At 67.7% G+C, this 16,196-nt stretch carries 17 protein-coding genes and 2 tRNA genes; 10 read left to right on the top strand and 9 right to left on the bottom strand.

Features of this window, described 5'->3' with window-relative positions; translation table 11 throughout:
• Positions 1–113: 113 nt before the first annotated feature.
• The 3 genes from RH90_RS17910 to RH90_RS17900 are packed head-to-tail and all read right to left on the bottom strand — an operon-like array spanning position 114 to position 1,947.
• Positions 114–980, bottom strand: a complete 867-nt coding sequence (locus tag RH90_RS17910) for an S-methyl-5'-thioadenosine phosphorylase (RefSeq protein WP_010187685.1) — start codon at positions 978–980, stop codon at positions 114–116.
• Positions 977–1,321 (bottom strand): hypothetical protein, encoded by a 345-nt coding sequence (locus RH90_RS17905; protein WP_010187684.1) that lies wholly within the window; start codon positions 1,319–1,321, stop codon positions 977–979. Before RH90_RS17905 ends, RH90_RS17910 begins: the two co-directional genes overlap by 4 nt.
• Positions 1,322–1,323: 2 nt before the next feature.
• On the bottom strand, positions 1,324–1,947 hold the full coding sequence (locus tag RH90_RS17900) for a DNA-3-methyladenine glycosylase family protein (RefSeq protein WP_010187683.1): 624 nt from the start codon (positions 1,945–1,947) through the stop codon (positions 1,324–1,326).
• Positions 1,948–2,018: 71 nt separating this feature from the next.
• On the opposite strand from RH90_RS17900, the gene RH90_RS17895 reads away from it, so the two are divergent.
• Positions 2,019–2,336: a 2Fe-2S iron-sulfur cluster-binding protein gene (locus RH90_RS17895; RefSeq protein WP_010187682.1), complete on the top strand. Its 318-nt coding sequence runs from the start codon at positions 2,019–2,021 to the stop codon at positions 2,334–2,336.
• Between the two features lie 111 nt (positions 2,337–2,447).
• Here RH90_RS17895 and rlmB read toward each other — a convergent pair whose 3' ends face one another.
• On the bottom strand, positions 2,448–3,194 hold the full coding sequence (rlmB, locus tag RH90_RS17890) for a 23S rRNA (guanosine(2251)-2'-O)-methyltransferase RlmB (RefSeq protein ID WP_010187681.1): 747 nt from the start codon (positions 3,192–3,194) through the stop codon (positions 2,448–2,450).
• A gap of 192 nt (positions 3,195–3,386) precedes the next feature.
• On the opposite strand from rlmB, the gene RH90_RS17885 reads away from it, so the two are divergent.
• Positions 3,387–3,473 (top strand) — tRNA-Tyr (locus RH90_RS17885).
• 22 nt (positions 3,474–3,495) lie between these two features.
• Positions 3,496–4,638 (top strand): aminotransferase, encoded by a 1,143-nt coding sequence (locus RH90_RS17880; RefSeq protein ID WP_010187680.1) that lies wholly within the window; start codon positions 3,496–3,498, stop codon positions 4,636–4,638.
• Positions 4,639–4,647: 9 nt separating this feature from the next.
• Here the strand turns inward: RH90_RS17880 and mtnA are convergent, their stop codons facing one another.
• The 5 genes from mtnA to RH90_RS17855 all read right to left on the bottom strand — a co-directional run bounded on the left by mtnA (position 4,648) and on the right by RH90_RS17855 (position 7,585).
• Positions 4,648–5,679: an S-methyl-5-thioribose-1-phosphate isomerase gene (gene mtnA / locus RH90_RS17875; protein ID WP_010187677.1), complete on the bottom strand. Its 1,032-nt coding sequence runs from the start codon at positions 5,677–5,679 to the stop codon at positions 4,648–4,650.
• Positions 5,676–6,359: an acireductone synthase gene (gene mtnC / locus RH90_RS17870; protein WP_010187675.1), complete on the bottom strand. Its 684-nt coding sequence runs from the start codon at positions 6,357–6,359 to the stop codon at positions 5,676–5,678. Before mtnC ends, mtnA begins: the two co-directional genes overlap by 4 nt.
• Positions 6,356–6,892 (bottom strand): 1,2-dihydroxy-3-keto-5-methylthiopentene dioxygenase, encoded by a 537-nt coding sequence (locus RH90_RS17865; protein ID WP_010187674.1) that lies wholly within the window; start codon positions 6,890–6,892, stop codon positions 6,356–6,358. The genes mtnC and RH90_RS17865 overlap by 4 nt, the downstream gene beginning before the upstream one ends.
• Positions 6,889–7,500: a methylthioribulose 1-phosphate dehydratase gene (locus RH90_RS17860; protein WP_010187673.1), complete on the bottom strand. Its 612-nt coding sequence runs from the start codon at positions 7,498–7,500 to the stop codon at positions 6,889–6,891. The genes RH90_RS17865 and RH90_RS17860 overlap by 4 nt, the downstream gene beginning before the upstream one ends.
• Positions 7,501–7,511: 11 nt before the next feature.
• Positions 7,512–7,585, bottom strand: a tRNA-Gly gene (locus RH90_RS17855).
• A gap of 297 nt (positions 7,586–7,882) precedes the next feature.
• Here RH90_RS17855 and RH90_RS17850 point away from each other — a divergent pair.
• From RH90_RS17850 to RH90_RS17820, 7 genes are all read left to right on the top strand, one after another.
• Positions 7,883–9,382, top strand: a complete 1,500-nt coding sequence (locus tag RH90_RS17850) for a CoA-acylating methylmalonate-semialdehyde dehydrogenase (RefSeq protein WP_010187672.1) — start codon at positions 7,883–7,885, stop codon at positions 9,380–9,382.
• A gap of 3 nt (positions 9,383–9,385) precedes the next feature.
• On the top strand, positions 9,386–10,549 hold the full coding sequence (locus RH90_RS17845) for a polysaccharide deacetylase family protein (protein ID WP_010187671.1): 1,164 nt from the start codon (positions 9,386–9,388) through the stop codon (positions 10,547–10,549).
• Positions 10,546–11,703, top strand: coding sequence for an acyl-CoA dehydrogenase family protein (locus RH90_RS17840; protein ID WP_010187665.1), 1,158 nt, complete (start codon positions 10,546–10,548; stop codon positions 11,701–11,703). Before RH90_RS17845 ends, RH90_RS17840 begins: the two co-directional genes overlap by 4 nt.
• A gap of 157 nt (positions 11,704–11,860) precedes the next feature.
• Complete coding sequence (locus tag RH90_RS17835; RefSeq protein ID WP_010187664.1) at positions 11,861–12,901, top strand: enoyl-CoA hydratase/isomerase family protein; 1,041 nt, start codon at positions 11,861–11,863, stop codon at positions 12,899–12,901.
• 103 nt (positions 12,902–13,004) lie between these two features.
• A complete protein-coding gene (locus RH90_RS17830) occupies positions 13,005–13,778 on the top strand; it encodes an enoyl-CoA hydratase (RefSeq protein WP_010187663.1) in 774 nt (257 codons plus the stop codon).
• A gap of 130 nt (positions 13,779–13,908) precedes the next feature.
• Positions 13,909–14,787 (top strand): 3-hydroxyisobutyrate dehydrogenase, encoded by an 879-nt coding sequence (gene mmsB / locus RH90_RS17825; protein WP_010187662.1) that lies wholly within the window; start codon positions 13,909–13,911, stop codon positions 14,785–14,787.
• Positions 14,788–14,859: 72 nt separating this feature from the next.
• Positions 14,860–16,164, top strand: a complete 1,305-nt coding sequence (locus RH90_RS17820) for a methyltransferase family protein (protein WP_010187660.1) — start codon at positions 14,860–14,862, stop codon at positions 16,162–16,164.
• Positions 16,165–16,196: the final 32 nt, after the last annotated feature.

Raw genomic sequence — 16,196 nt, 5'->3', positions numbered from 1 at the left:
GCCCCTCCCCTTCAGGGGAGGGGTTGGGGGTGGGGCCGTGCCTCGCAGAGAGCCGGCGCCCGTTACTTCCCCACTCCAACCCCTCCCCTGAAGGGGAGGGGCTTTTTAGAAGATCACAGCACCCGACCCGCCACCGCATCGAGCTTCGCCAACACCGCCGGATCGCGCGCCTCGGGCGCGGTGATCAGCGCGTAATCGAGCACCGTGTCGAGCGGCGAGGGCGTCCGCTCCCCCGGCAGCGCTGCGACCAATGCAGCGACCGTCTGCCGCGCGATCGCGCCGTTCGCGCCCATCTGCTTGATCACCTCATGCACCTCGACGAACGCGGCTTCCTCGCGCCAGCAATCGTAATCGGTCACCATCCCGATCAGCGCGTACGGCAGCTCGGCCTCGCGCGCGAGCTTGGCCTCGGGCATCGCTGTCATGCCGATCACGTCGGCGCCCCATTGGCGGTACATCAGGCTTTCGGCTCGGCTCGAGAATTGCGGCCCCTCCATTGCGAGATAGGTCGCGCCCTTGGCGACCGTCCCGCCCGCGGCATGCACCGCCTCGGCGGCAAAGGCGGAGAGGCGCGGGCAGACCGGCTCGGCCATCGAGACGTGCGCCACCATGCCGGTGCCGAAGAAGCTCGACTCGCGCGCCACGGTCCGATCGATGAACTGATCGACGATGACGAAATGCCCCGGCGGCAATTCCTCGCGCAGCGACCCGATCGAAGAGATCGCGATGATATCAGTGCACCCGCTGCGCTTGAGCGCGTCGATGTTCGCGCGGGCGTTGAGCTCGGACGGGCTGATGCGATGTCCGCGGCCGTGGCGCGGGAGGAACACCAGATCGACGTCGCCGATCGACCCGAACAGCAATTCGTCCGACGGCGGCCCCCAGGGGGTGTCGACACGGCGCCATTCGGGGTTCTCGAGCGCATCGATCGCATAGAGGCCCGAGCCGCCGATGATGCCGAGTGTCCACTTGCTGCTCATGCGGGAGTCTCCGTCCAGTGATCCAGCCAGGCCTGTGCCTGTTTCGCTTCGCCGACCGCATGCGCGCTCACGGCGCCACGCGAGGCGAGGAAGCGCGCATGCAAGGCAAACGGCTCGAGCGACAATTGGTCGCGCAAGGAATCGACGCTTTCGCCGAGCTCGGTCAGTTCCGCGATGGTCGGAGCCGCCTTGGCGAGCTGCGCCTTGTCCTTGCCGTGCCCGAACAGCCGCAACTGCCCCGCGGCGGTGCGCTGCAACGCGTCGTGCAGCAGCGTGTGATACTCGGTCTCGGCCTCGATCCGGCGGTCGTCGAGCCGGGCGAGGCGGTCTGCCTTGGCCATCGTCAAATCACCTTCATGTCGCTTTGATAATGGTACCAGGCGAACACCGCCGCCGCGCCGCGATGCGGGCGCCACGGCTCGGCGAGTTCGCGCACCAGTTTCTCGCTCGGGCGTGTCTCATGCCCGAGGATCCGCCCGATCTCGATCTGGATCGCGAGGTCGCCCGCCGGCCAGATGTCGAGCCGCCCCTCGGCGAACAGCAGGTAGATCTCTGCCGACCAGCGCCCGATCCCCTTGACTGCGACGAGCTTGGCGATCGCCTCCTCGTCGTCTTCGGGCAGGTTCGCCAGATCGAGTTCGCCGCTCGTCACCAGCGCGGCGAGGCTGCGGGCATAGCCGGCCTTCTGGCGCGACAGCCCGGCTTCGCGCAGCTGCTCATCGCTCGCCCGGGTGACGGTGCCGGGGTCGTCCAGGTCGCCGATGATCCCCTCGAGCTTGTGCCACACCGACTGCGCCGCCTTGGTGCTGACCTGCTGGCCGATGATCGTGCGCAAGAGCGTCGCGTAGCCCCGCGCGCTGATCCGCGGCTCGGGATAGCCGACGCGCGCGAGCGCCGCAGCGATCGCGGGTTCGCGCCGCGCGAGTTCGTCCATCGCGGTCTTCAACTGGTCGGCGTTCAGGCCCATGCGGTGATCCCTTGATCGGCGCTGCGTCTGGCGGCATGGCGGTGGAAATTCGCTATCGTAAAGGACCTCATATGCCCAAGCTTATCGTTGTGACCCGCGAGGGCGAAGAGCGCGAGATCGATGGCGAAGCGGGGCTGTCGGTGATGGAAGTGATTCGCGACGCCGGGATCGACGAGATCCTGGCGCTGTGCGGCGGCTGCTGCTCGTGCGCGACGTGCCATGTCCATGTCGACCCGGAATTTGCCGACAAACTCCCCAAGATGAGCGCCGATGAGGACGATCTGCTCGATTCGTCGGCCGATCGCACCGCGACCTCGCGACTGTCGTGCCAGCTGCCGATGACCGATGCGCTCGACGGGCTGAAGGTCACGATCGCGGCGGAAGACTGAGCTCCACGCCCGTCGTCCCCGCGAAAGCGGGGATCCCGCTGCCTGGCCCCGCCGCCGGCAGAAGAAGCGGGACCCTCGCTTTCGCGAGGGTGACGGGATGGTCGTGGCGTTTTACCGCGTCGCGACCGCGTACAGCGCGATCGCCGCGGCGTTCGACACGTTGAGGCTCTCGATCTTGTCCGAGATCGGCAGCTTGGCGAGCTCGTCGCAATGCGCCGCGGTGTTCTGCCGCATGCCTTCGCCCTCGGCGCCGAGCACGAGTGCGATGCGCTGCGTGCCCATCGCCTTTGCCAAGGTCTGCTCCGAATCGCCCGTAAGGCCGATCCGCCAGAACCCCGCCTCGGCAATTTCCTCCAAGGCGCGCGCGAGGTTGGTGACGCGCACCCATGGCACGAGCTCGAGCGCACCCGAGGCCGAGCGCGCGATCGTCCCCGATTCGGGCGGCGCGTTGCGATCGGGCGTGACGATGCCGAGCGCGTCGAACGCCGCCGCCGAGCGCAGGATCGCGCCGACATTGTGCGGATCGGTCACGCCGTCGAGAATCAGGAGCGGACGCTGGTCGCCGGCGCCCTGCTCGAGCAGATCGGCGAGCCAGATATCTTCGAGCGGATCGACCTCGATTACGAGCCCCTGGTGCGGCGCGTCGCCGGGCACGAGGCGCGCTAGGTCGGTCGCCTGCGCGTAGACGATCGGAATCGCCGGATTGAACTCGATATTGGCGATCGCCTCGCGCGTCGCCCAGATCTTCCGCACGACACGCTCTGGATTCTCGAGCGCGGCGATGACCGCGTGGCGCCCCCAGAAACGTGGGCGCCCGACGGGGGCTTTCGACGGGCGGTGTCCGCGACGGGCGGGCATCAGGCGATCCCGCCGACGGAAAGGGTGGAGAAACGAACCATTGCGAAAACCTTCGATCGACACAGCGAATAGGTCCGCACGGGTATGCGCCGCAGGGCCCGCGTGCAAGCCTTGCGGCTTTCTGCGCTATCGCGGTTGACAGGCGCGCACGCGGTCGGCATTGGCACGCCTCGCTTTTCGAAGCGCACCTGGGGACAGGTGGCCGAGTGGTTAAAGGCAGCAGACTGTAAATCTGCCGGAGTTTCTCCTACGTAGGTTCGAACCCTACCCTGTCCACCATAGTTCGCGGGGATTTCCGGCGATGAATCCCCTCTATGCCGGGCTCGGCACCACCATCTTCGAAGCGATGTCGGCGCGCGCGCGGGCGACCGGGGCGATCAACCTCGGACAGGGCTTCCCCGACGGGCGGGGGCCCGCGGACGTGCTCGCCGAGGCGGCACGCGCTTTGCTCGAAGAGTCGAATCAATATCCGCCGATGGCCGGCACCCCTGCTTCGCGGGCGGCGGTCGCGGAGCATTACCGTGTCCATCAGGCGCTCGATCTCGATCCGGGCGAGGTGATCGTCACCTCGGGCGCGACCGAGGCGCTGGCGGCGGCGATCTTCGCGCTCGTCACCCCCGGCGACGAAGTGGTGATGTTCCAGCCGCTCTACGACGCCTATCTGCCGCTGGTGCGTCAGGCCGGCGGGGTGGCCAAGCTCGTACGGCTCGAGCCGCCCGAATGGCGCATCACCGCGGAAGCGCTCGCGGCGGTGGCGAGCGCGCGAACGCGGCTGGTGTTGCTCAATTCGCCGCTCAACCCGACCGGCACGATGATCTCGCCCGCCGAACTGTCGCTGCTCGCCGATTTCTGCACGAGCCACGACGCGATCGCGATCTGCGACGAAGTGTGGGAGCATGTCGTATTCGACGGCGCACAGCATCGCTCGCTGATGACCATGCCCGGCATGCGGAACCGCACCGTCAAGATCGGCTCGGCCGGCAAGATCTTCTCGCTCACGGGCTGGAAGGTCGGCTGGATGTGCGCGACCCCGGCGATCTCTTCGGTACTCGCCAAGGCGCATCAATTCCTCACCTTCACCACGCCGCCCAATCTGCAGGCCGCCGTGGCGTACGGATTGAGCAAGGATCCTGCCTATTTCGAGGACATGCGCGCCGGCTACCAGCGCTCGCGCGATCGGCTGGCGGACGGGCTGACCAAGCTCGGCTATGCCGTGCTGCCGAGTGCGGCGACCTATTTCCTCAATATCGATCTCGCCGCCTCGGGGATCGCGCTGGACGACGTCGCCTTCGCCGAATGGCTGATCGAGCAGGCCGGCGTGGCGACGATCCCGGTTTCGGCTTTCTATGCCGAGGATGCGGTCACCAGCGTGGTGCGCCTCTGCTTCGCCAAGCAGGACGCGACGCTCGACGCCGCGCTCGAGCGGATGACGCGGCGGCCGTAGCGGTGGTGCCTAGATCGATGCGAGCAAACCCCGCTCGGTCAGATACCCCGTCACCAACCGCGCCGGGGTAACGTCGAACGCCGGATTGGCAGCGTTCGACGCGGTGACTCGGATCGAACCGCCTTCGCCGCTGACATGCGTCACTTCCGCGCCCGAGCGCTCCTCGATCGGAATGTCGGCACCGGTCGCGGTCGCGGCGTCGAAGGTCGTGTAGGGCAAAGCGACATAGAAGGGCACGCCGTTGTCCTTCGCGGCGAGTGCCTTGAGATAGGTGCCGATCTTGTTGCAGACGTCGCCATTGGCGGTGACGCGATCGGTGCCGACGATCACCGCATCGACCTGACCGGTCATCATCAGATGCCCGCCCGCATTGTCGGCGATCACGGTGTGCGGCACGCCATGCCCGGCGAGCTCGAACGCGGTAAGCAGCGCGCCCTGATTGCGCGGGCGCGTCTCGTCGACCCAGACGTGCACCGGGATGCCGGCATCGTGCGCGAGATAGATCGGCGCGGTCGCGGTGCCGTAATCGACCGTCGCGAGCCAGCCGGCGTTGCAATGCGTCAGCACGTTGAGCGCGCGGTCGGGGTTCTTCGCGTGGAGGTCGCGAAACAGCGCCAGCCCATGCGCGCCGATCGCCTGGTTGAGCGCGACATCCTCGTCGCAGATCGCATCGGCGCGCGCGAAGGCGGCGGCGCCGCGCTCAGCGGCGGGGAGGGGGCGGACCGTGGCTAAAACCGTGTCGAGCGCCCATTTGAGGTTCACCGCGGTCGGCCGTGCGGCGAGCAATTGCGCATGGGCCCGGTCGAGCGCGGCGTCCGATCCGTCCTCGGCGAGCGCCATCGCCAGGCCATAGGCCGCGGTCGCGCCGATCAGCGGTGCGCCGCGCGTCCACATCTCGCGGATCGCGACTTCGGCGTCGTGCGCGTGGCGCAGCTCGACCCATTTGACCGTCCAGGGGAGTTCGCGCTGGTCGAGGATGCAGACGCCCTTGCCATCCGAGGTGCGCCGGATCGAGCGTTGATGCGTACCGTCGAGCTTCATCGCGCTTCCTCGGTCGTGGCAGGCGCCGATGGCCGAGGCGCGAAAGCGGGGAGGGCGACTTCGTCGAAGCTGGCGATGTCGCCGCGCGGTCCGGCGCGATCGATCAGCCGTGCCGCCATCCCCGCCGTCCGCGCCGCCGCGATCTCCGCGGGCGTATCCGACAGGAACAAGATGTCCTGCGCGTCCTCGCCAATCGCCTGAGCGATCGCCGCGTACGACGCCGCCTCGCGCTTCGGTCCGGTCGTCGTGTCGAAATAGCACCGGAAGAGGGGCGTCAGATCGCCTGCGTCGCTATGCCCGAAGAGAAGCTTCTGCGCCGCCACCGAACCCGAGGAGAAGACGTAGAGCTTCACCCCCGCAGCGTGCCAGCGCCGCAGGCCTGCCACCGCATCGGAATAAACATGCCCGGTGAACGCGCCCGCGGCATAGCCGTCGGCCCAGATCATGCCTTGCAGCGCCTTGAGCGGCGTCGCCTTGCGGTCCTCGTCGATCCAGCGGAGCAAGGTCTTCACCGGATCGCCCGGCTCGGTCGCTGCGACCTCTGTCAGGATCGGTGCCGTCTCGACCGGATGCGCGGTAACATAGTCTGCGAGATGCGTCCGCGCATAGGGGAAGAGGACGTCCGCGACGAAGGCGATGCTCGACGTCGTCCCCTCGATATCGGTGAGGATCGCCTTCACGCGGGCTCGAGCCGCGGAAAGCGCGCGGCGATGTCGCTGCCGGTGAAGCGCGCGATCCAGCCGTCGGGATTGACGAACAGCCGGATCGCGGTGAAGCGCGGCGTGGCCCCCATGTCGAACCAGTGGCGCATCCCCGCCGGCACCGAGATCAGATCCCCCGCGCTGCACAGCATGGCGAACACGCGATCGTCGTGATGGAGGGTGAACAGCCCTTCGCCTTCGACGAAGAAGCGGACCTCATCCTCGCCATGCGTATGCTCAGACAGGAATTTGCCGCGAAGCGCGTCGCGCTCGGGATGATCGGGCGCAATTGCCGCGACGTCGATCGAGCGATAGCCGCCCTGCGCGGTCAAGCGATCGACCTCCTCGGCATAGACCGCGAGAATGTCGCTATCGGCAGCGAGCGGCCTGAGCGGCCAGCGTTCGAAGCGCACGCCGATCGTGGCGAGCGCCGCGGCGATCGCCGCAGCGTCGCGCGTGTCGAGCAGCGGCGCTGCGCCGTCGGTTTCGGCAAAGACCTGCAAGCGGCTCATCGAAAGCTCCTTTCGGCGCGTTCGGCGGCGATCATCCATTCGATCGCCTCGATCACGCGCTCGGCCTCGGCCATGTCGCGGCCCCAGCCGTACAGGCCGTGGCTGCGGATGAGATAGGCGGGGATCGCGCCGGGCGCCAGCAATCGCGGTGAGATTGCGGCGTCGATCTCGGCCATGTCCTGGCTGTTCGCGACGATCGGCAGCGTGACCGCGGTATCGTGCGTCGCGATTCCCGGCAGCGCCTTGAGCATTTCGTGGCCCGCCAGCGCATAATCGTCGCCGAGCACCGCGCGGCTGAGTCCGACCGCGTCGGGCGAGTGGCTATGGAGCACCGCACCGACCGCAGGGAAGGCGCGGTACAGAGCGAGGTGCAAAGCGGTTTCGGCCGACGGCTTTTTGCCGTCGAGCGCGGCGCCTTGCGTATCGACTCGCATCACGTCGTCGGGCGTCAGGCGGCCCTTGTGCCGGCCCGACACCGTCACCGCGAAACTGCCGTCGTCGAGCCGCGCCGAATAATTGCCCGAGGTCGCCGGCGCCCAGCCCTTGCCGTCGAGCCAGCGCCCGACCGCGACGATCGCCTGTTGTGCTTGCGCGAAGCTAATTGTCACCGGGTTAGCCGTGGAGCGGGTAACGGGAATCGAACCCGTGTATTCAGCTTGGAAGGCTGCTGTACTACCATTGTACTATACCCGCTCGCCGGCTCAGCGCACGCATGTGCGGCGATGTGCCCCGGTTAGCGCGGTGCTGCCGTGGGCGCAAGATGCAGGCCTTGCCCTTGTGCCCGGCGCGTGACGCGGTGCCGCGCGGAAAATTGGCGCCAACCCCACCGGCATGCCAGCAAGAGCTGGCATCTCCCGCTGGCACGTCGATCCAGCTTTCGCTGGGACGACGCGATGCGATCGGACGCCAGGCCGTTACATCGGAAACCAGATGGGCTTGGCGCGCCCGCAAAATTGGTCGAAAGAGCGTCGCAATAACGGAGAGTATGCCATGCGGATCATCGACCATCACATCGTCGGCTTGTCGGGCGGCGGCGCGGCGCGGACCGGCGACGTGTTCGACCCCAATACCGGCCAGGTCCAGGCCAGCGTCAACCTTGGCACACAGGCGACGCTCGACGCCGCCGTCGCCGCGGCGCTGAAGGCGCAGCCGGGCTGGGCGGCGACCAACCCGCAGCGCCGCGCGCGCGTGATGTTCAACTTCAAGGCGTTGGTCGAGGCGCATATGGACGAGCTCGCGCATCTGCTCTCGTCCGAGCATGGCAAGGTGATCGCCGATTCGAAGGGCGACATCCAGCGCGGGCTCGAGGTGATCGAATTCTGCTGCGGCATCCCGCATGTGCTGAAGGGCGAATATACCCAGGGCGCAGGCCCCGGCATCGACGTCTATTCGATGCGTCAGCCGCTCGGCATCGGGGCTGGGATCACCCCGTTCAACTTCCCGGCGATGATCCCGCTGTGGATGTCGGGCGTGGCGATAGCTACGGGCAACGCCTTCCTGCTGAAACCGTCCGAACGCGATCCGTCGGTGCCGGTGCGGCTCGCCGAGCTGTTCGCCGAAGCGGGCCTGCCCGAGGGCATCCTCCAGGTCGTCCATGGCGACAAGGAAATGGTCGATGCGATCCTCGATCATCCCGCGATCAGCGCGGTCAGCTTCGTCGGCTCGTCCGACATCGCGCATTATGTCTACAAGCGCGGCGTCGCGGCGGGCAAGCGCGTCCAGGCGATGGGCGGTGCGAAGAATCACGGCATCGTCATGCCCGACGCCGATCTCGATCAGGTCGTCGCCGACCTCTCGGGCGCGGCGTTCGGCAGCGCGGGCGAGCGCTGCATGGCGCTGCCGGTGGTGGTGCCGGTCGGCGAGAAGACCGCGGAGCGCTTGCGCGAGAAGCTGATCCCGGCGATCGCGGCGCTCCGCGTGGGCGTCTCGACCGACACCGACGCGCATTACGGCCCGGTCGTGAATGCCGCGCATCGCAGCCGGATCGAGCAATGGATCCAGACCGGGGTCGACGAGGGCGCCGAGCTCGTCGTCGACGGCCGCGGCTTCGAATTGCAGGGCCATGAGAAGGGCTTCTTCATCGGCCCGTCGCTGTTCGATCACGTCACGCCCGAGATGTCGGCCTATAAGGAAGAGATCTTCGGTCCGGTCCTCCAGATCGTCCGCGCCGACGATTTCGAGCATGCGCTGCGCCTGCCGAGCGAGCATCAATACGGCAACGGCGTCGCGATCTTCACGCGCAACGGCCACGCCGCGCGCGAATTCGCCGCGCGCGTGAATGTCGGGATGGTCGGCATCAACGTGCCGATCCCGGTGCCGGTCGCCTACCACACCTTCGGCGGCTGGAAGCGCTCGGCGTTCGGCGACACCAACCAGCACGGCATGGAAGGCGTCAAGTTCTGGACCAAGGTCAAGACCGTGACGCAGCGCTGGCCCGACGGTGGTGTGGGCGATGGCGCGAACGCCTTCGTCATCCCGACGATGGGGTAAGACGTGCGGCGCGGGGGGCTCCTCTGGCGGATGACGCGCAAGCGGCGGCGCCCGGCGCCGTCGCGGCGCGAGCGTCTGTTCCACCGCTTCCGCGTCACGCTGCTGGCGAGCGCGATCGTCGTGATCGGCGTGCCGACCGCGGTGAGCCTCGAGCGCTCGCCGCCCTGGTTGCGCCCCGGCAAACGGATCGCCTTCACCTTCGACGATGTTCCGCGCGGGCCGGGCGCCTTTTACACCCCCGACCAGCGGACGCGGCTGCTGATCGCCGCATTGCATGATGCAGGTGTCGAGCAGGCTGCCTTCTTCGCCAATCCGGGGCGGATCGGCCCGGCGGGGGGCAGCGCGCGGCTCGCTGCTTATGTCGACGCGGGCCATGTCGTGGGCGATCACAGCTTTTCGCACCATGATCTCGCCACCATGCCGGCCGCGAGCTTCCTTGCAGATATCGACAAAGCCGAAAGCTGGCTGAAAGGGCGGCCCGGCTATCGTCCGTGGTTCCGCTTTCCCGGCCTCAATCAGGGCGGTCGTGACGTGGCGAAGCGGCGCGCGGTGGTCGATGGCCTGACTGCGCGCGGATTGCAGATCGCCTGGGTCTCGGTCGATGGCTCGGACTGGAACATCGAAGGCCAGACGATCGCCGCGAAACGCGCCGGTCTCGCGATCGACGAAGCGGCGTTGCGCGACCTCTATGTCGAGACGATGCTGCAGTCCGCCGATTTCTCCGACGCGTTGCTGCGCCGCACGATCGGCCGGTCGGCGCCGCACGTGCTGTTGCTCCACGAGACCGATCTTGCCGCGCGCTATCTGCCCGATCTGGTGGCGGGTCTGCGCGGCGAAGGCTGGCAGATCGTCACCGCCGACGCCGCCTTTGCCGATCCGCTCTATCACGATACCAGTGCGTTCGTCAGCGCGAACGGCACCTTGCCCGAGGCGCTCGCATGGCGGAAAGGCGTCGGCGGGCCGCTATATTACGCGCGCAACGATGTGGCGCTCGCCAATCGGCTGTTCGCGCAGCGGGTCCTGCACCGCGTATCGGCCGTGGGGACGGTCGTGGCGCGAGCGCCTTCGCACCGGCGCTGTCCGGTGAAACTCCGTCCACGGCGGCGCGTCTGTGCGTCGACCGCCTTTGTAACGCCGCGCATGCCGCGGATAGGGATTGCTGCATGACCGACCAGTTCGACCTCACCGACGACCAGCGCGAGATCCAGGATCTCGCGCGGAAATTCACCGCCGACCGGATCACCCCGCACGCGGCAGAGTGGGACGAGAAGCACATCTTCCCGCGCGAGACGATCAAGGCGGCAGCCGAATTGGGGTTCGCCGCGATCTACGTGTCGGAGGAATCGGGCGGCATCAATCTCGGTCGGCTCGAGGCGGCGCTGATCATGGAGGCGATGGCCTATGGCTGTCCGTCGACCAGCGCGTTCATCTCGATCCATAACATGGCGAGCTGGATGATCGATCGGTTCGGCGCGCAGGGCGTCAAGGACAAGTATCTGCCCGACCTGGTCACGATGGACCGGATCGCCAGCTATTGCCTGACCGAACCCGGCTCGGGTTCGGACGCGGCTGCGTTGAAGACCAAGGCGGTGCGCGCCACTGATGGGGGGGGCGACCATTACATCGTCACCGGCAGCAAGCAGTTCATCTCGGGCGCGGGCGAGAACGAAGTCTATGTGACGATGGTCCGCACCGGCGTCGAAGGGCCAAAGGGCATTTCATGTCTGGTGATCGAGAAGGACATGCCCGGCGTCAGCTTCGGCGCGAACGAGCGCAAGCTCGGCTGGCATTCGCAGCCGACGCGCCAGGTGACCTTCGACGGCGTGCGCGTGCCGGCTGAAAATCTTGTTGGCGGTGAGGGTGAGGGGTTCCGCATCGCGATGATGGGGCTCGACGGCGGGCGGCTCAACATCGGCGCCTGCTCGCTCGGCGGCGCGCAGCGCTGCCTCGACGAGGCGATCGGCTATACGCGCGACCGCAAGCAGTTCGGCACCGCGATCGCCGATTTCCAGAACACGCAGTTCACGCTCGCCGACATGGCGACCGATTTGGAGGCGGCGCGTGCGCTGCTCTACATGGCGGCGGCGAAGGTGACGGCGAACGCGCCCGACAAGACCAAGTTCGCCGCGATGGCCAAGCGGCTCGCGACCGACAGCGGCTCGGCGATCGCCGACCGCGCGCTGCAGCTGCATGGCGGCTACGGCTATCTGATGGACTATCCGATCGAGCGTTTCTGGCGTGACCTGCGCGTGCATTCGATCCTCGAGGGGACCAACCAGGTGATGCGGATGATCGTCGGCCGCGAGCTGACCCGGCAATGAGCGGGGGTGCTCTTAACTCCCTCTCCCCGTGGGAGAGGGAAGGGGCCCGCTCGGCGCAGCCGAGTGGGAAGGGTGAGGGCAGCGCGTCTTACTGGCGTGGGCTGCCCTCACCCGACCTCGCTCCGCTCGGCCACCCTCTCCCGGTGGGAGAGGGATTATGAGCGACGTTTTTACTCAGATTGAGGGCAGGGTCGCCCGTATCCGCCTCAACCGCCCGAAGGCGCTCAACGCCCTCACCACCCCGATGTGCGAAGCCATGCTCGAAGCGCTAGACACCTGGCGCACCGACCCGGCAATCGAAGTCATACTCCTGGACCACGCCGAAGGCCGCGGCTTCTGCGCCGGCGGGGACATCCGCATGCTCGCCGAAAGCGGCGCCGGCGATGGCGCGGAAGCGCGGCGCTTCTTCCACACCGAATACCGCCTCAACCACCGCCTGTTCACCTACGCCAAGCCGACGGTCGCCTTCATGGACGGCATCACGATGGGCGGGGGTGTCGGGCTCGCGTGCCCGTGCGAACACCGCATCGCGACCGAGAACACCAAGTTCGCGATGCCCGAGACCGGCATCGGCCTGTTCCCCGATGTCGGCGGTGGCTGGTATCTGTCGCGGTTGCCCGGGCGGATCGGCCAGTATCTCGCGCTGACCGGCCATCGGCTCGACGGTGCCGAGTGCCTCGCGCTTGGCCTCGCCACGCACTATCTACCAGGCGCGGCGCTCGACGACGCCAAGGCGCGGATCGCGGCGGACCCGGCGACACTGGCCGCAACGCTCGACGATCTGGCCATATCGCCGCCCGAAGCGCGGATTCTCGCGCACCGCGACGAGATCGACCGGCTGTTCGCCTCGGACGTGCTCGAGGAAATCTATGCCGCGCTCGAGGCCGATGGCGGTGAATGGGCGCTCGCCCAGTTCGCCACGCTGAAAACGAAATCGCCGCAGACGATGAAGGTGTCGCTGCGGCTGCTCCACGAAGGCGCCGCGATGCCGACCTTCGAGGACGAGATGCGCCAGGAATATGCCGTCGGCGCGCATGTCGTGCAGCGGCACGATTTCCTCGAGGGCGTCCGCGCGGCGATCGTCGACAAGGACAATGCCCCGCGCTGGGACCCGGCGACGCCCGAGGGGGTGAGCGATCACGTGCTCGACCAGATCTTCGCGCCGCTACCCGCGGCCGAGGAATGGACGCCCGGCTGATCGTCACCCCGGCGTAGACCGGGGCCGCTCTATCCTCGCGCGCGGCAGGCGTCGCGCGCACCACCCAACGGCCCCGGCCTTCGCCGGGGCGACGGAGAGACGAATGACCTACGAAACCCTCCTCGTCGAACAGCGCGGCCGCGTGACGCTCGTCACGCTCAACCGCCCGCAGGCGCTCAACGCGCTCAACAGCCAGATCCTCGCCGACCTGCTCGCGGCGATGGCGGCGTTCGACGCCGATCCGGGGCAGGGCTGCGCCGTGATCACCGGCAGCGAGAAGGCGTTCGCCGCGGGCGCCGACATCAAGGAGATGCAGGCGCAGGGCTTTGCCGACATGTACGCGCATGATTTCTTCGCCGGCTGGGATCGCTTCACGCGCACCCGCAAGCCGATCATCGCCGCGGTATCGGGCTATGCGCTCGGCGGCGGTTGCGAGCTGGCGATGATGTGCGACTTCATCCTCGCCGCCGACTCGGCCAAGTTCGGCCAGCCCGAGGTCAAGCTCGCGGTGTCGCCCGGCATGGGCGGCTCGCAGCGCCTCACCCGCGCGGTCGGCAAGGCCAAGGCGATGGAGATGTGCCTCACCGGCCGGATGATGGACGCCGCCGAAGCCGAACGCGCCGGGCTCGTCTCGCGCGTCGTGCCCGCCGCCGAGCTGGTCGAGGAAGCGGTCAAGACCGCGACGACGATCGCCGGGATGGCGCCGCTCGCGGTGCTGGCGAACAAGGAGATGGTCAATGCGGCGTTCGAGACGAGCCTCGCGATGGGCGTGCAATTCGAGCGGCGGCTGTTCCATGCGCTGTTCGGGACGGATGACCAGAGCGAGGGGATGAGCGCGTTCGTCGAGAAGCGGGCCGGGACCTGGACGGGGAAATGACGGCAATCCCCCTCCCGCTTGCGGGAGGGGCTAGGGGTGGGGCGTGCAGCAACCGGTGCGCTCTCGGTCACGCCCCACCCCCAACCCCTCCCGCAGGCGGGAGGGGAGTAAGAAGACGTAGGAGAGAAAAATGACACGCATCGCTTTCATCGGGCTCGGCAACATGGGCGGCGGGATGGCCGCGAACCTCGCCAAGGCCGGCCACGACGTCCGCGCTTTCGATCTGTCGCAGGACGCGCTCGATCGCGCCAAAGCTGCCGGCTGCGTTCCCGCAAGTTCCGTCGCCGAGGCCGCCGACGGCGCCGAGGCGATCGTCACGATGCTGCCCGCCGGCGCGCATGTCGAAGCCGTCTACGCCGACCTCTTCGCCGCCAACGTCGCCCCCTCGACGTTGCTGATCGATTGCTCGACGATCGACGTCGCCACCGCCAAGCGCGTCGCCGAGGCGGCGCAGGCCAAGGGCCTCACCGCGGTCGATGCCCCCGTCTCGGGCGGGATCGGCGCTGCCAATGCCGGCACGCTGACCTTCATGGTCGGCGGTAGCGCCGAGGCGTTCGAACGCGCGCAACCGATCCTCGCCGCGATGGGCAAGGCCGTCATCCACGCCGGCGCCAACGGCACCGGCCAGGCCGCCAAGATCGCCAACAACATGCTGCTCGGCGCGACGATGGTGGCGACGTGCGAGGCGTTCCTGCTCGCCGAGAAGCTCGGGCTCGACCCGCAGACCTTCTACGACATTTCGAGCGTCGCTTCGGGCCAGAGCTGGTCGATGACGCGCTATTGCCCGGTCCCCGGCGTCGGCCCCGACACCCCCGCTGATCACGACTATCAAGGCGGCTTCGCGACCGCGCTGATGCTCAAGGACCTCAAGCTCGCCGCCGCAGCAGCGGGCGATACCGGCGCCGATACGCCGATGGGGGCAAAGGCCGCCGAACTGTACCAGCGGTTTGCCGACGACGGGCAGGGCGGGCTCGATTTCTCCGCGATCATCCGTATGTTGCGCGGCTGACCGAATGGGAGCGGGCGGACGCACGATGATCCTTAACCCGCTTCTAACCCTTCGCGGCTACCCAAGGCGGTGATGTTCCACGACACCGCCCTTGCGCGCGCCGCGCGCGCCGCCGACCCGCGACCGGCTTCGGCGGTGAGCACCGGCTGCGGGCTCGCCGGGTTGCTCGGGCTGTTCGCCTGGGTCGCGGTCGCGCGCACTGTCGGGATGGACGGGCCGTACGCTGCGCTCGTCAATATCGCGGCGTGCGCGCTGCCGATGGTGCTGTGGGCGGTGCTGATCGACAAGGTTCACCTCCGCGCCTCGACCGGGATCGACTGGTCCGCGCCGAAGCCGTGGCGCGAGACGCTCGACCTGTCGCTCACCAAGCTTGCCGGATTGTGGCTGACCTGGGCCGGGATCGCGCTGATCTATGGCGTGGGACGCTTCTATTGGAGCTACCAATGGGGTGGCTTTCCGTTCGCGATGCAGTGTTTCGGCGTCGCGGCGCCGGTGCTGTTCCTCGGCTCGATCGTCTACATTCCGTGGCTCGACCGCCGGCTCGAACAGCCCAAGGACGGCTGCTGGGCGCTCGGTGCGTGGCTGATGGGGCTCGACGAGCCGATCGACCGCGAGGCGATCTTCAACCATTTACGCAGCTGGGGGGTGAAGGCGTTCTTCCTGGCCTTCATGCTCGCGGTGGTGCCGCCGGGCTTTTCCGGCTTCATCCGCGGTAATCTGTCGGAGGTGCTGCGCAATCCGGTCGCGCTCGCCAATTGGCTGATTGGCTTCATGTTCGTGATCGACTGCGCGTTCGCGACCGCGGGCTATATCCTCACTTTCCGCCCGCTCGATTCGCACATCCGCAGCGCCAACCCGTTCGCCGCGGCATGGATGGCGGCGCTGATCTGCTATCCGCCGTTCACGCTGATGGCCGATGGCGGCCCGCTCGATTACCATCCCGGGACCTATGGCTCGGATGGCTGGTCGACCTGGTTCGCCGGGCATCCCGCGATCCTGATCCCGATCGGCGTGGTGCTCGTCGGCCTGACCGCGATCTACGCCTGGGCGACGGTGGCGTTCGGCTTCCGTTTTTCGAACCTGACCAACCGCGGGATCCTGACGCATGGCCCCTACGCTTTCTCGCGCCATCCGGCCTATCTGTCGAAGAATCTGTTCTGGTGGATCTCGACGATTCCGGTGCTGACGACGGGGTCGTTCGTCGATGCGGCGCGCGCGACGATCCTGATGGGGGTGGTCAGCGGGGTCTATTATTGGCGCGCGAAGACCGAGGAGCGGCATCTCGGGATGGACCCGGATTATCAGGTTTATTCGGAGTGGATGGCGCGCAATGGCGCGGTACCGCGCTTTTTTGGCTGGGTGAGCGGGAAGCGCTGACAATCCCCCTCCCGCTTGCGGGAGGGGTTAGG

Origin of the sequence: Sphingomonas sp. PAMC 26605 (assembly GCF_000241485.1) — a bacterium.
Classification (GTDB): domain Bacteria; phylum Pseudomonadota; class Alphaproteobacteria; order Sphingomonadales; family Sphingomonadaceae; genus Sphingomonas.
This window is presented reverse-complemented; position numbering and strand designations above follow the sequence as displayed.